Genomic DNA, 14938 nt, shown 5'->3' with positions numbered 1-14938 from the left:
GGGGCGCACAGGCTTGTGCTCCGTACTCTTAGTGTAACACAAATTCGAGTACAATTCATTGATTTTACTAAGCGCTCGTGAGATAATAAAAAGAGTAAAATCTACCTATTTATAATGGCGAAGGAGGTAGCGGTGCGACCGCGACAGGCATGACATTACAAGGCTTTGACTTAATCAAACATCTGACCGAATTACAAGGGATTTCGGGCAATGAAGGGCAGGTTCGTCGCTTCTTGCAGGAAGAGTTGACACCCTTAGTTGATAAGATCGAAGTGTCTGGGATTGGCAACCTCTATGGGATTAAGTATGCCAAGGATCCAGAAGCACCACGTCTCATGCTGGCAGCTCATATGGATGAAGTGGGCTTTATGGTCCGTCAGATTACCTCGAATGGTCTCTTAACGGTGACACCTATTGGGGGCTGGAACCCTTATAGTATCTCAGCTCAACGCTATACCCTTCAAACCCGTAAGGGGGACTATGTCTGCATTTCATCATCTGTGGCCCCTCACTTATTACGGGGCAAGGATGGGTCGGCTAAGTCAGTGGCGCCTGAAGATATCCTATTTGATGCGGGCTTTACTTCCCGCGAAGAAGCCTTGGAATATGGCGTACGTCCTGGTGATTCTATTGTACCTAAGACAGAAACTGTCTGGACAGCCAACAAGCAAGCCCTAATCGGCAAGGCTTGGGATAACCGCTATGGCTGCGCTGTGATGTTAGAAGCCATGCGGGCAGTCAAGGACAAAGAGCTAGCGGCCACCATTATTGCGGGGGCTAACGCTCAAGAAGAAGTCGGTTTGCGTGGCGCCAAAGGGGCCGTTCATCGCTATCAACCAGATGCCTTTATTGCCGTAGACTGTTCGCCAGCCGATGATACGGATGGTAACAAGGACAAGTTTGGACAGTTAGGGGGTGGCTTCCTCTTGCGGGTGCAAGATCCAGGCCACATCACCCACCGTGGTATGCGTGAGTTCTTGCTGGATACAGCGGAAACCCACAAGATTCCATACCAATACTTCTTCTCCAAAGGTGGAACCGACGCGGGTGCCGCTCATGTCAGCAATGATGGGGTGCCTTCAGCTGTCATTGGGGTCTGCGCCCGTTACATTCACGGTCACCAAACCCTTTTCCGTATGGATGATTATGAGGCAGCCAAGGAAATGGTCATCAAAGTCCTAGAGACTTTCGACAAGACAACCTTAGCGACCATTCGCGCCAATGTCTAAGGACAGCTTAAATAGAATTGATATATCAGATAAGTAGACGAAAGGAAGAAAAGAAATCATATGTGGTTAGCATTCTATAATCCTGGAGGCGTCGGTGACGTGCTCCTTCTCACTAGTGGCCCAGTTTCTTCAAACGAGATTGACCCAGATAGCAAAGGTCAGGTAACCGCCCTGCGCCATCATCAATCTCAAGCCATTGTGGGCTATAACCTCTTCGAAGTGGCAGACTTGAACTTGGCTGGAGAGGGTCCAGTGACCTTGACTTCTGAGCAAGTGGCTCAAGTCAATGCCCGTATTCAAGCTGCAGGCTTCGATCAAGCGGTTAGCTTTGATGCTTCACCACGCTTGGTCGTTGGTTATGTGGAAGAGTGTGTTGACCATCCAGATAGTGACCACTTACATATTACGCAAACACGTGTAGCGGCTGACACCGTCCTACAAATCGTCTGTGGGGCAGCCAATATTGAAGCCGGCCAAAAGGTCCTAGTGGCTCAACCAGGTGCCGTTATGCCAGATGGCTTGATTATTTGGCCAGGCCAATTACGTGGCGTTGACAGCAATGGTATGATTTGTTCTACACGCGAACTAGGTTTGGATGCCATTGAAAATAAACCAGGAATCTGGGTATTGAAAGATGACTTAGCAGTCGGCACACCACTTGAGCAAGTCATCGCCCACTACCAAGGCTAGTTAGCCATTTAGGTGATCAAACTAGCAGCATCAAGCAAGACCAGAAGATGAAAGGACGGTGGCTTATGAAGGACTACCAAGGACCTGCTTATCAGAAGCGGAATGTAAATTACGATAACCGACGTTTTAACCGGGAATCCCAATCGCCTTCAAGCAAGGGCGCCCCTTACAAATTCAAGTCTGCGCTAGAAGAGAAGCAAGAAACTAGTCGGGGCCATCGCCCTGTCTATCATCACGAGCAACCTTGGCGGGATCAACCGCAAAAGATGATTGATGCCAGTCAGACACCACCGCCAGCTACGACAGAGGAGCCATTGGAAGAGGCTGACTATCGGGTAGCCTACCGTGAGCGCCGCAATAGTAGCCCAAATCAGCGCTTTAATTCGGATTTGGTGCGGGAACGCATGATGTCAGAGCCAATCGAAGAGGAAAGTCCCGCGCCTAGCTATCGACCGGGTGAGGAGCTAAGACTGCCACAAACCCATTCTGACCGTTTGGATCGTGCCTATGTAGCACCTGCCGAGCGGCGACCTCAAAATGACTGGCCCAAGCCAGGCCAAACTAGCCGTCGACAGCAAGACCGCCAGGTTCTGGATGAATTTTTAGAAGCGCCGACTTCTCAGCGCTCACGCCAAGCTTGGCAAGCTAGCGCCCAAAGAGAGCGAGATCACCATGAGGCCAGCAGCCAACGGCAGGTTTCAGATGCCCAGGCTAAGTTCCAGTCTATTTTAGAGAACGGGCGAGATAGCCAGGAAGTGGCAAGACAGGCGCGGGCAGAACGTTTCCAACCTAAGGAACTACCTAAACCTTATCAGCCACCGCAATCGCAAGCTGTGACGGAAGTCGGGGTCTCTCGTGAGATTTTGGCCCGTATGCGTAAGGACAAGGACAGCTATTTATTATTTGAAGACTAGAAATTAATTGAGTGAAAGGACGTGTGTAGGTTGATTATGGACAAAGCAACAACCTATCATTTTGTGGGAATCAAAGGTTCAGGCATGAGTGCTCTCGCGCTTATCCTGGTAGGAGAAGGCTATAAGGTACAGGGGAGTGACGTAGGGAAGTACTTCTTCACCCAGCAAGGCTTAGAAGCTGCGGGTGTGCCTATGATGGAATTCTCGGCTGACAATATTCAACCTGGCCTGACCATCATCGCAGGCAATGCCTTCGGGGATGACCATGAAGAATTGGTGCGGGCACGCGAATTGGGCTTGCCAATCTACCGCTACCATCATTTCTTAGGTAAATTGATTAAGGGTTATACCAGTATTGCCGTTTCAGGCTGTCACGGTAAGACCTCTACCACAGGTCTTTTGGCGCATACCCTCAAGCACTTAGCCCCACTGTCTTACTTGATTGGGGATGGAACCGGTTGTGGGCAGGAGTCTGCCAAGTACTTTGGTCTAGAAGCCTGCGAGTATCGTCGTCACTTCCTGTCCTATGAACCTGATTATGCCATTATTACCAACGTGGATTTTGACCACCCTGATTACTTCACTTCGATTGAGGATGTCTTTTCAGCCTTCACTAGTTTTGCAGGCCAAACCACCAAAGCCGTGATTGCCTGCGGGGAGGATGCTTATCTACGCCAATTAGAAGCACCAGTTCCTGTTTACTACTATGGTTTTGACAGCAACTCTACTGTTTATGCAACCAATATTGAACGGACACAAGATGGATCTGACTTTGATGTGACCTTTGAAGGTAAGTTCTTAGGACGTTTCCATGTGCCGACCTATGGTAAGCACAATATCTTAAACGCTTTGGCGGTTATTACAGTCTTGACCCTAGAAGGTTTCCCGGCAGATGCCATTGCCCAAAACCTAGCGACCTTCACGGGTGTCAAACGTCGTTTCAGCGTTAAGACAGTGGGTGATTTAACTATCATTGACGACTATGCCCACCATCCAAGCGAAATCAAGGCGACCATTGATGCGACCAAGCAACGCTATCCAGACAAACGCTGTATTGCAGTCTTCCAACCTCATACCTTTAGCCGGACAGTAGCCCTGCTTAACGAGTTTGCTGAGTCACTTAACCTAGCAGACCAAGTCTATCTCTGCGACATCTTCAACTCTGCCCGTGAGCAAAGTGGGGAAGTTACTATTCAAGACTTGGCGGCCTTAATTGACCAAGAGGTGGAGATTATTTCGAGCGAGCACTTGTCTCCACTTATGCAATATAAGGACGATGTCATTGTCTTTATGGGCGCGGGTGATGTGGATAAGATTGCCCAACGCTTTGAAAAAGAATATGCCCGCCTACATCCAAATGTCCTCTAGGACTCACTTGGCGGCTAAGACCTAACACTCAATACAAGTCATCATAATCAGCCATTCTTAGCGGCTTGTCCTAAGGGATGCTGCTAGACTGGCTGATTTACTTTGCTACAGGCTATTAGAGCCTAGGAGCTTACCATAAATACTTAAGGAGGCGCCCCATGACCCAGCGCAAAATTTTACTGATTGATGGAAGCAGTTTGGCCTATCGGGCCTTCTTCTCCATTTTGGATATTGAACGATTCAAGAATAAGGCAGGTTTACATACCAATGCCTTGTTTAGCTTTAACCGCATGCTGGACGGGGTTTTAGACCAATTTAAGCCTAGCCATGTCTTGGTGGCTTTCGATAAATCTGGTCATACCTTCCGGACGGAACAGTACCCAGAATATAAGGCAGGACGCCAAAAAACACCGGGCGAGTTCCGCGAGCAGCTACCCTATTTCCGGGTGCTCTTGGATGCCTATGGCATCAAGTACTACGAATTGCTTCACTACGAAGCGGACGATATCTTAGGCACCTTGGCTAAGGCGGCAGACCCAGACGACCAGGTCATGATTGTGTCGGGGGACAAGGACTTAACCCAATTAGCCAGCGACCAAGTGACAGTCTATATTACTAAAAAGGGCGTAAGTGAGCTAGAGCCTTACACGCCTTCCAGCATTTGGGACAAGTACCAGCTGACGCCCCAACAGATTATCGACCTCAAGGGACTGATGGGCGATAGCTCGGACAACTATCCGGGTATTGAACGGGTAGGGGAGAAGACCGCCCTTAAGTTGCTCCATCAATTTGGGACGGTCGAAGGCCTCTATCAAGGTCTGGATCAACTCAAGCCTTCCAAGATGAAGGAAAACATTATCCGGGACGAAGCTAATGCGCGACTCAGCAAGTCCCTAGCCCGCATTGTCCAAGATGCGCCACTGGAAATCACCCTCGATGATTGCCAACTGGGACAGCGTGACCTAGCTCAATTAAGTGAATTTTATGTCCAAATGGATTTCCGTAGCTTCCTAGCCCAGCTGCATCAAGGAGCAGAAGTCGTCGCTAGTCAAGAAACGGCTCGCTATCCCGTTACCTGGTTGGAGTCAATTGAAGATGACCATGTCAAGGCAGCTGGTGCCTTCTATCTGGAGACTCTCAGCGAGAATTATCACTTTGCACCAGTCCTGGCGGTAGCATGGACCCAAGGCGAAAAGACTTATGCCACAAGTGGCCAAGTCGCATTTGCTAGCTCAGCCTTCAGAAAATGGCTAGAAGATGGGTCTCTTCCTAAAATCAGCGCAGACCTCAAGCGAGACAGCATCTTGCTGGACCATCAAGGCCTGACACTGGCGGGTGTGACCTTCGACGTGGGCTTGGCGGCCTATCTGGTTGATGTCGAGAAGATTAAGGATCTAACGAGCCTAGCCACCTATCTAGACTTGGGGATTCAAGTCCAGCTGGATGAAGTAGTCTATGGCAAGGGCGCCAAGCAGGCTCTGCCAGAAAATGAACGTTTGGCCCAACACTTGGCCGACAAGGTTTCGCTCTTAGATCAAGCAGTAGCTCCTTTGACTCAACAGCTAGATAATTTAGGCATGACGCAACTCTATCAAGACATGGAATTCCCGCTGGCTCAAGTCTTAACGGACATGGAGAAAAGAGGGGTAGCGGTTGATGTGGCCACTCTGGATCAGATGAATGACTTGCTTTTAGCACGCTTAGAAGAATTAGAGGCCGAAATTCAAACTTTAGCAGGACAAGCCTTCAATCCTAATTCGCCTAAACAGTTGGGTGAAATCCTCTTCGAACGCTTAGGCTTGCCGGTCATTAAGAAGACCAAGACCGGCTACTCGACAGCAGCCGATGTCCTAGAAAAACTCAAGGACGCCCATCCCATTGTGGCAGCTCTACTGACCTATCGCCAGCTAGCTAAGCTTCAGGGAACCTATTTGGCTGGTTTGCCTAAGTTTATTCAAGCCGATGGCAAGATTCACACCCGCTTCGTCCAAACCCTGACCCAGACCGGTCGCTTATCCAGTGCGGATCCTAACTTGCAGAATATCCCCATTCGGATGGAAGAAGGTCGCAAGATTCGTCAGGCCTTTGTGCCGTCTGAACCAGGCTGGCAACTTTTTGGCGCCGACTATTCGCAAATCGAGTTGCGGGTGCTGGCCCATATTTCAGGTGATCCGCACATGAAGCAAGCCTTCTTGGAGGGGCAAGACATCCATGCGGCGACTTCACGACGAGTCTTTGGCCTTTCGGATGATGCGGTGGTGGACAGTGACATGCGGCGCCAAGCCAAGGCGGTTAACTTTGGGATTGTCTATGGTATTAGTGACTACGGCCTGTCCCAGAACTTGGACATGTCGCGTAAGGAAGCCAAAGCCTTTATCGACCGCTACTTGGCCGAATATCCAGGTATCTCGACCTTTATGCAGGAGATTGTGGCTCAAGCCAAGAAAGATGGCTATGTCAGCACCTTGTGGGGCCGGCGACGTGCCTTACCAGATATCTATTCCAGCAACTTTAACCTGCGTTCCTTTGCAGAGCGGACGGCCATGAATACGCCAATTCAAGGAACAGCCGCCGATATTATTAAGGTAGCCATGGTGGCCTTAGACCAGGCCATTCGTCAAAGCGGCCTCCAAGCTCGTTTGCTCTTACAGGTGCACGATGAGTTGATTTTAGAAGCACCTCAAGACGAAATCGCCATTTTAGAAGAGTTGGTACCGGAAGTTATGGAGGGCGCTGTTAGCCTATCAGTACCACTCAAGGTAGAGGCAGCCAGTGGTAGCAACTGGTATCAACTAAAATAAGGCCTAGGCTCCTTAGAGAGCCCGGCCTAGAAAGGAAGTGACTTATGCCGGAATTACCCGAAGTAGAAACGGTACGGCGTGGCCTGACCAGTCTGATTGAGAGCAAGACCATTGCGGAGGTTCAAGTTTTCTGGCCTAAGCTAATTGACTTAAGGCCTCAAGAGACACTGGCTCAGTGGCAAGACTACTTGCGTGGCCAGACCATCCAAGCGGTGGGGCGGCGGGGCAAGTACTTATGGCTGGATTTTGGTTCTCACGTGCTAGTTTTTCATTTGCGAATGGAAGGTAAGTGCCATGTCTACCCACCAGGTCAGGAGCCTAAGACCAAGCCCAAGCATGTGCATCTCATCATGACTTTTAAGGACGGCAGCCACTTCCATTATGAAGATGTCCGCAAGTTTGGACGTTTCTCTTATATGGCCAAGGACCAATTAGAAAGCTATTTTGCCAGCAAGAAGTTAGGACCTGAGCCTACCCAAGAAGCCTTTGACTTGGCTCATTTTCGGGCTCAGTTAGCGTCTTCTAAACGGGCACTTAAGCCCCTCTTGCTGGACCAGACCCTGGTGGCTGGTTTAGGCAATATTTATGTGGATGAAGTCTGCTTTAAGGCGCGGATTCATCCGCAAAGACCGGCCTGCGACCTTACCGTCCATGAGGTCAAACGCCTGCATGCCGCTATTATTGAGATTTTGGCGGCGGCGGTGCAGGCGGGTGGTTCTACCATTCGGACCTATCGCAATTCCTTGGGAGCAGCGGGAACCTATCAGGAGTCCTTAGCTGTCTATGGCCGAGTAGATGAGCCCTGTGAACGTTGTGGCCGCCTAATCCATAAGGTCCAATTGGGCGGAAGAGGGACCCATTTCTGTCCGAATTGCCAATCAGCCCGCCTCAAGCATCCGCAAGGAGGAAAAGGCCATGCTTAGAATTGGTTTAACAGGGGGGATTGCCACGGGTAAATCCACCGTATCTAACTATTTAAAGGAACTTGCCTATCCCTTGATTGATGCGGATGTAATTGCCCGTCAGCTAGTGGCACCTGGCCAAGAGGGCCTGGAGCGCTTGGTGGTGCGATTTGGTAGGGAAATTCTGGATGAGTCAGGTGCCCTTAACCGCCAGGCCTTAGGCCAACGACTCTTCGGGGATGCCCAACTGCGCCAGGAGGTGGATCAACTCTTGCATCCACTCATTTATGAGGCCTTGGAGGCGGAGAGTCAGCGTCTGGCCCAGGCGGGAGCACAGCTTGCCTTTTTCGATATTCCCTTACTCTATGAGACAGGCTATGACCAGAAAATGGATCAGGTCTGGGTGGTCTATCTGCCCCATGACTTGCAAGTAGAGCGGCTAATGGCCCGTAACAGCTGGAGCCGGGCTCAAGCGGAGGCGGCCATTGCTAGCCAGGCATCTATTGAAGCCAAGCGCCAGCGGGCAGATTTAGTCATTGATAACCAGGGAACTTTAGCGGCGACCTTTGCCTATGTGGATCAGGCTTTAAGCCGTCTCTAGCTTGTTCCTCTGATAAGAATTCGTTATAATAGAAGGGAAAAGCGCCCTCTGGCGCCAGAAGATAAGGAGGGGACCCTATGGAATGTCCAAAATGCCATCACCAAAACTCCAAAGTTAATGACTCCCGGCCAGCTGATGGTGGGGCGGCAATCCGGCGGCGGCGGGAATGCCTCAACTGCAAGCATCGTTTCTCTACCTATGAACGGATCGAACAGATCCCCTTGTTGGTCATTAAGCGTGACGGTACCCGAGAAGAATTCAGCCAAGAGAAGCTACTGCGCGGGATTGTGCGTTCAGCTGAAAAACGGCCCATTACCATGGAACAAATGCAGGCTTTGGCTCAACAAGTAGAAAACAAGATTCGCGAAATCACCGACCAGGAAATTGAATCAGAACAAATTGGGGAATTTGTGATACCACTCTTGATGGAATTAGATGAAGTGGCTTATATTCGCTTTGCCAGTGTCTATCGCCAATTCCACTCGCGTGAGAGTTTCTTAAAAGAACTCCAAGCCCTGCAAGATCGTTTAAGCGAGAAAAACGATAAGAAATAAGCCAAGCGTCAATTTTAGAAAGGAGGTCCCATCATGTTAAGTCCCTTACAGCCCTTTCGGGTTCGGCAGCAAGCGCCCTTGTCCCAGCTACAGCAGGTGACCTTGCGCCAATGTTATCAGCCTGTTATCGGCACGGTGGGGCTAGCCTTCTATCTGTCTTTAACGGATTACGCGGGAGCGGACGGGGCCTGGAGCCCAGCGGTCATGCATGCTAGTCTGATTGATCAACTGCAAGTTTCGCCGGCCGACTTAAATCAAGCCCGCGGATACTTGGAGGCCTTGGGCTTACTCAAGTCCTATCAACCTAAGAAGGTCCAGGGTAATGCCCAGACTCAATTAGTGTCCTATGAAGTCATAGCGCCACTTGAGGTGGGGAGCTTCTTGCAGCACCCCCTTTATGCGGCTCTGCTGATGAATAAGATTGGGGATCAAGCCTTCTATCGCTTGATGCGCCGCTTTGAATGGGAAGAAATGGATGCCAGCGAGTATGTGGAAGTAACCCAGTCCTTCAGTCAGGTCTTCGACTATCCATCAGACCAAGCTATCAAAGACGCGCAGAACCAGGATGCTTTATCTGGCTCCTACCGTCAGCAGACCGCCCCTAATCCAGCAGAAGCTAGCTTGGACCAAGAGAGTCAGGAAAGTTTCCGTTATGGTCAGGTTCTAGATATACTAGAAGCGGCTCAAGTCAATAGCCGCCTCTTCACGCGGGAACTGCGCCAGCAAATGGCTAGTCTCCATCAAGTCTATGGCTTTAACGAGGAGCAAGTGGCGACAGTCATTAAATTGGCCTACCAAGACCAGACGGAACAAATTGCCATGGATCAATTACCGAGTCTAGCTAAGCGCTATAAGGCTAGCCTAAGCAGCAAGGAATCGGCTGCTAATCAAGCAGGCCAACTCAAAGACCAGATTCAAGCCCGCGCCCAAACCTTGCGGGAACAAGGCCAATATAGCAATAATCAGGCACAAATTATTGCCACGGCGGAGATTTTGCCACCGCTAGCCTTTCTTAAGCAAGTCAAACAGGCCAAGGGTGGCATCCGGAGCGACCAAGAGGGCTACAACCTAGAAGCTGCCTTGGAAAAGGTTAAATTGTCGCCTGCCATTGTCAACCTAGCAGTCTATTACCTCTTGGTCATGGAAGGGCGCGACCACCTTTACAAGTCTAATTTCGAAAAATTACTGGATGAATGGCAGCAAAAGGGGATTAAAGAAGTCCACCAAGTCTTCCGCTATATCGAAGACAAGCGCCAGGCCCAAGCCAAGAAGCCTAGCCAGGAGTCGGAACGTCCTTATGGCCGGACCCACAAGGGGGCTGGCGGCCATCAGCGTCAAGAAGTGGTGCCTTCATGGTTAGCCAAGCAACGCCAAGAAGGTCAGGATTCAAGGCAGGCATCAAGTCAAGCCAAGCCTGAGGCCAGCCCAGCTACTAGTCAAGCCACCCAGACCTTCGTCAATCCATTTAAGAAAGGGTCAGCCCAGGAGCTAGACCACTAGAGGAGGAATCTTATGGAGACAATCCAAGACGTCATGCGTCAGATTATGAACCAGCCCCATCTGCAAGAAATTTATGAGCAGGCAGTGGCCTTGGTCCGCCAGGATGAAGCCATTCAAGCCTTCCTCCAAGAACATCAGGCAGAATTAAGTGGGGAAATGATTCAAAATTCCCTGTCCAAACTCAATGAGTTTCGCCTAGAACGTGGGGCTATTGAGGCAGGCCAGCCAGGGACTAACCCAGGCTACCAGCCGGAATTATTCATTAACCACAATTTTATTGATGTTCGCTACAAGCCAACGACTGATTACTTGGCCAGCCTCAAGGCGCGTCGCCAAGCCGCTAATTTAGATAACCGCATGATGGCGGATGATGTCCGCCAGGCTCATTTGGCTGATTACATTATTGATTCGCCAGAACGCCAAGCCTTAATCAATGCCGTGACGCAATTTATGCAGACCTATCACCAAGATCCTAAATCAGCACAAGGTCTCTATATTACGGGTCCTTATGGGGTGGGTAAGACCTATTTATTGGGGGCTTTGGCCAATCATTTGGTGGAAGAAGAGGGAGCGACGGTGACTTTCTTACACTTCCCAACCTTTGCTTCTGATATGCGGGCTTCTATTCGGGACAATAGCACCCAAGCCAACTTGGATAAGGTCAAGCAGGTGGATGTCTTAATGCTAGATGACATGGGCGCCGAGTCTGATCCGTCGGGCTGGGTTCGAGACGAAGTCTTGGCCATTATTCTAGAGTATCGTATGCGGGAATCGCTACCGACTTTCTTCACTTCCAACTTCTCTCTGAAAGAATACGAAGAAGTCCTGACCTACAACCAAAAAGGCATTAGCCTAGCCAAAGCAGGCCGTATCATGGAGCGGGTTCGTTACCTAGCGCGTGAAATCACCCTTGATGGGCCAAACCGTCGCCAACTCAAACGGCAAGGATAAGGAGTAAAGCAATGAATCAACCAGAACCTAATGAACTGATCAAGCGTTATCGGATGACTCGTTTTCTCATGGTCATCGTCTTGGCTGTCCAACTATTCGTCCTGGCAGCCTACTACTTCAAGGAAAAGCAAACGGTTTTAGCCTTTCCTATGATTGTTAACAGCCTTTTCTTGGCTTTGGCCTTGACCCATTTGCGACATATTAAGCCTCGCGATTAAGCCAATCAATTCTTTTCAGCCCCGTTCTGCTTGAACTGGGTTTTTTTTCTTATGATCAGGTCTTGTCTGATGGACTCAAGTTACATACAATAGAAGTAAGAAAAAGCAAGGAGTGGATGTCAGATGAAGGTCTTGGTGACAGGGCATGGGGGCTTTGCCTCCGGCATGGCGGCAGCCAGTAGGATGATTGTAGGTGACCAGGAGCTTATCGACTGGTTGCCTTTTGAGGAAGGCACCAATCTCAGTGACTACCAAGCTCAAATCGTAGCTAGAGTCGAGAGGCATGGGGAAGAAGGTTTGTTGATTTTAACGGATTTTAAAGGCGGCACCCCCTTTAATGTCAGCATGCTGCTGTCTCAGGGGCATCCACAAGTCGCTGTTCTGGCAGGAACGAATTTGGCCATGATTTTAGAAGCCATTGATCAGGCATCTACAGCAAGTTCAGTGACTGACCTGGCGGATCACTTAGTAGTCATAGGACGCCAAGGTCTTCTTAAGGGAGTTCTGTAGGCGCGGAACTAGGCTTCCTTATCATGCACGGCCTCTAGCTTCTAAATTTATTTCCTAGTAAATTCATAGTAATTTCCTAAAAAAATACCTGCTTTTAGTCGCAAGAGCAGGTTATTTTAGTGTATAATAGGAAAGAATACACTGGCAAATCGATGGAGAGGAGTGGACATTATCGCAACGCTGAAAGACGTGGCCAAGAAGGCCAATGTCTCTAAAATGACGGTCTCTCGAGTAATCAATCACCCCCAACTGGTGACGGATGAACTCAAGCAATTGGTCTATCAGGCCATGGAAGAACTCAATTATCGACCTAATATGGCGGCCAAGGCCCTAGCCCAGAACCGGACCCTAATTGTTAAGGTCTTGATTCTGGAAGAAATGGATGCCACTGAACCTTATTATATGAACCTCCTATCCGGGATTGCCAAAGGTTTAGATAAGTACCAATACTCCCTTCAACTCATGACGGAGAACACCATTGATACGGGGAATAGTGATGGTTATATTATCACCGGCATGCGAGAGTCCGACTATGAATGGATTCGCAAAATCGACAAGCCGCTTATTCTCTACGGGGAGAATACCTACGGGGTGCCTTTTGTTGATTCTGATAATCGGCAGGCTGAATTTAAGGCCACCGAGTATGCCTTTAAAAAAGGTTATGACCACATTATCTTTGTCGGGATTGACGTGCCGGAATACTTCGAGCGCCAGCGGGAGCAAGGCTATCAAGACGCTCTGGCGCAACATCCAGATCACACGGCACAAATTCACCGCATACGGAATTCCTCGACCGCGGCAGCAGAATTGGTTGAGCGTCTGGACGCGCATTTGGAACCTAACACATGCTTCGTCTGTGCCTCAGATCGCATTGCCTTAGGCATTCAGCGGGGGCTCAAGTCACTGGGCAGAACCATGCCGGACGATGTTGGGATTATTGGTTTTGATGGGGTCTTTTTAGACCAGATTGCTAGCCCGCAGCTGACGACTGTGAAGCAGAAAGTCTTGGACATGGGGATTGCCTGTGTGGAACAGCTCATGCGCTTAATTGAGGGAGAAAGCCTCAAGGAAACGGCTTGTTACTTTGAAGCAGATTTGGTGGAAAGAGGGTCTACTAGATTGTAGGTTGCTTTACTTCCTATTTAGCTAGTGACATGATAAACTAAGAACCATAAGTAGATAGAGGGGGATATATAGACTATGACTGAGAAAAGAATGACGCGCACTGAGCGTATGCGTCAAGGAAATAAAATTGCTAAGAAGCCTGATAAGGCGACAAAGGCAAGTAAGAAAAAACAAGGGAAGAAAAGAAAAGGGGGCTTCTCTTGGCGGATTTTTCTGGCAATCTTGCTTTTCTTAGCGGCGGCAGTGCTATTCTTGCTAGATCCAATCAAGAACTACTTGGTCCGTCAAGGTCAGGAAGCGAATGCAGTCACTGAGTTAGACCGTAATAAGCGGGCTGAGATTGAAGCGAATGAGAAGAAGGAAGTGAACTATGACTTTGGTGTCATCAAACCACTTAATCCTTATGATGTCATCGCAAATGGAATTAATGCCAAGGATCTTCCGACTGTAGGTGGCGTGGCCATGCCAGATGTTGGTATGAACTTACCAATTTATAAGGGAGTAACCAATGAAGGGATGTTCTTAGGTGCAGGGACTTTGACTCCTAGCCAGAAGATGGGGGAATCTAACTATTCTATTGCTAGCCATCACTCCATTCATAAGGGCTTACTTTTTGAACCTTTGATGCATGCCAAGGTAGGCCAAGCTGTCTATCTGACAGACTTAGACAAGGTCTATAAATATGAAGTGAATTACATCGATCAAGTGGATCCAAGTCGTGTGGATTTGATTGAACCTACAACCAATCCAATCCTAACCATGATTACCTGTGACTCGACTCTTACCATGCGTGTCGTTGTTCAAGCTAAGTTAGTGGAAACTAAACCTATCGAAGAAGCATCCAAAGATATGGTCAATGCCTTCAAAGCCAAACAGACAGTTCCTACCAATAACTAAACAAGTAGAAACCCCAGACAGAATGTCTGGGGTTTTGTTTTAGGAGATAAATAATAGTCTAACTAAGCTTTGGGATGGCTTTTTGAATGATGACATTGGCAAGCTCCAGGAGGACACTGACAGGGGATGGTCTCCGGGGCAGTCTTGGCTTGTTCTTCTAGTTGCGTTATGATAGCTTGGCAATCAGCTTGGCTTAATGGTGTGCTGGCTAATAGCCGGGCCAGAAAATGGGCGCGATCTTTTCGACAAACAGGATCAAGGGCTGCTTGTAGGCGAAGGAGAGTGGCCTCTTCCTGGCTAATCGTTGCATAAAACTGGTAGGGGCTAATCCCTTCGGCTTTGTCTAAATAGCCCTTTTGAATTAGTCGCGAGAGCAGGGATTTAATGGTCCCAACCTTCCAATCACTTGAGGCGGATAGTGTGTCAATGAGTTGACGACTGGTGATACCGGGCATAGTCCAAACCAGTCTCATAAGCCGCCACTCAGCCTCGCTAATATGATACATATCTGATTTATTTTGGCTTAGATTGGCAGTCATGAGCGGGCTCCTTTCTGTAAAAATTACATTTGTCATCTCTTAGTCTAGTAGGCTCAGAAGCCCTTGTCAAGCCAGGAGCACAAGATATAGGGGGAGCCCTAGTTAAAAGGCTCGATTGGACCGGATTTGAAGCGAGTGA

15 protein-coding genes are annotated in these 14938 nt (G+C 49.1%); 14 read left to right on the top strand and 1 reads right to left on the bottom strand.

Annotation, left to right across the window (positions count from 1 at the left end; all coding sequences use genetic code 11):
• Positions 1-149: 149 nt before the first annotated feature.
• From pepA to V7R82_RS07105, 14 genes are all read left to right on the top strand, one after another.
• Complete coding sequence (pepA, locus tag V7R82_RS07170; protein WP_291427848.1) at positions 150-1229, top strand: glutamyl aminopeptidase; 1080 nt, start codon at positions 150-152, stop codon at positions 1227-1229.
• Between the two features lie 60 nt (positions 1230-1289).
• Positions 1290-1919 (top strand): YtpR family tRNA-binding protein, encoded by a 630-nt coding sequence (gene ytpR / locus V7R82_RS07165; RefSeq protein ID WP_338542181.1) that lies wholly within the window; start codon positions 1290-1292, stop codon positions 1917-1919.
• 65 nt (positions 1920-1984) lie between these two features.
• A complete protein-coding gene (locus tag V7R82_RS07160; protein ID WP_070756572.1) occupies positions 1985-2833 on the top strand; it encodes a hypothetical protein in 849 nt (282 codons plus the stop codon).
• Positions 2834-2869: 36 nt separating this feature from the next.
• Positions 2870-4201, top strand: coding sequence for a UDP-N-acetylmuramate--L-alanine ligase (gene murC, locus V7R82_RS07155; protein WP_070756597.1), 1332 nt, complete (start codon positions 2870-2872; stop codon positions 4199-4201).
• A 158-nt stretch (positions 4202-4359) separates the two neighbouring features.
• Positions 4360-7002, top strand: a complete 2643-nt coding sequence (gene polA / locus V7R82_RS07150; RefSeq protein WP_338542180.1) for a DNA polymerase I — start codon at positions 4360-4362, stop codon at positions 7000-7002.
• Positions 7003-7046: 44 nt separating this feature from the next.
• Positions 7047-7925 (top strand): DNA-formamidopyrimidine glycosylase, encoded by an 879-nt coding sequence (gene mutM / locus V7R82_RS07145; RefSeq protein WP_338542178.1) that lies wholly within the window; start codon positions 7047-7049, stop codon positions 7923-7925.
• On the top strand, positions 7918-8505 hold the full coding sequence (gene coaE, locus V7R82_RS07140) for a dephospho-CoA kinase (RefSeq protein WP_338542176.1): 588 nt from the start codon (positions 7918-7920) through the stop codon (positions 8503-8505). The genes mutM and coaE overlap by 8 nt, the downstream gene beginning before the upstream one ends.
• Before the next feature lie 77 nt (positions 8506-8582).
• Positions 8583-9059 (top strand): transcriptional regulator NrdR, encoded by a 477-nt coding sequence (nrdR, locus tag V7R82_RS07135; RefSeq protein ID WP_023390995.1) that lies wholly within the window; start codon positions 8583-8585, stop codon positions 9057-9059.
• Positions 9060-9092: 33 nt separating this feature from the next.
• Positions 9093-10559, top strand: a complete 1467-nt coding sequence (locus V7R82_RS07130; protein ID WP_338542174.1) for a DnaD domain protein — start codon at positions 9093-9095, stop codon at positions 10557-10559.
• 12 nt (positions 10560-10571) lie between these two features.
• The gene (gene dnaI, locus V7R82_RS07125; protein WP_338542172.1) at positions 10572-11510 is read left to right on the top strand and encodes a primosomal protein DnaI; all 939 of its coding nucleotides are present in this window, start codon (positions 10572-10574) and stop codon (positions 11508-11510) included.
• Positions 11511-11521: 11 nt separating this feature from the next.
• Positions 11522-11728 (top strand): hypothetical protein, encoded by a 207-nt coding sequence (locus tag V7R82_RS07120; RefSeq protein WP_023390998.1) that lies wholly within the window; start codon positions 11522-11524, stop codon positions 11726-11728.
• A gap of 123 nt (positions 11729-11851) precedes the next feature.
• The gene (locus V7R82_RS07115) at positions 11852-12238 is read left to right on the top strand and encodes a PTS sugar transporter subunit IIA (RefSeq protein ID WP_338542169.1); all 387 of its coding nucleotides are present in this window, start codon (positions 11852-11854) and stop codon (positions 12236-12238) included.
• 171 nt (positions 12239-12409) lie between these two features.
• Positions 12410-13363, top strand: a complete 954-nt coding sequence (locus tag V7R82_RS07110; RefSeq protein WP_338543758.1) for a LacI family DNA-binding transcriptional regulator — start codon at positions 12410-12412, stop codon at positions 13361-13363.
• A 75-nt stretch (positions 13364-13438) separates the two neighbouring features.
• The gene (locus V7R82_RS07105; protein WP_291431183.1) at positions 13439-14260 is read left to right on the top strand and encodes a class A sortase; all 822 of its coding nucleotides are present in this window, start codon (positions 13439-13441) and stop codon (positions 14258-14260) included.
• 62 nt (positions 14261-14322) lie between these two features.
• Here the strand turns inward: V7R82_RS07105 and V7R82_RS07100 are convergent, their stop codons facing one another.
• Positions 14323-14799 carry a BlaI/MecI/CopY family transcriptional regulator gene (locus V7R82_RS07100; protein ID WP_070756580.1) on the bottom strand — a complete coding sequence of 159 codons (477 nt, stop codon included), beginning with the start codon at positions 14797-14799 and terminating at the stop codon, positions 14323-14325.
• Positions 14800-14938 lie beyond the last annotated feature (139 nt).

The organism is Abiotrophia defectiva ATCC 49176, assembly GCF_037041345.1.
Taxonomy (GTDB): Bacteria; Bacillota; Bacilli; order Lactobacillales; family Aerococcaceae; genus Abiotrophia.
This window is presented reverse-complemented; position numbering and strand designations above follow the sequence as displayed.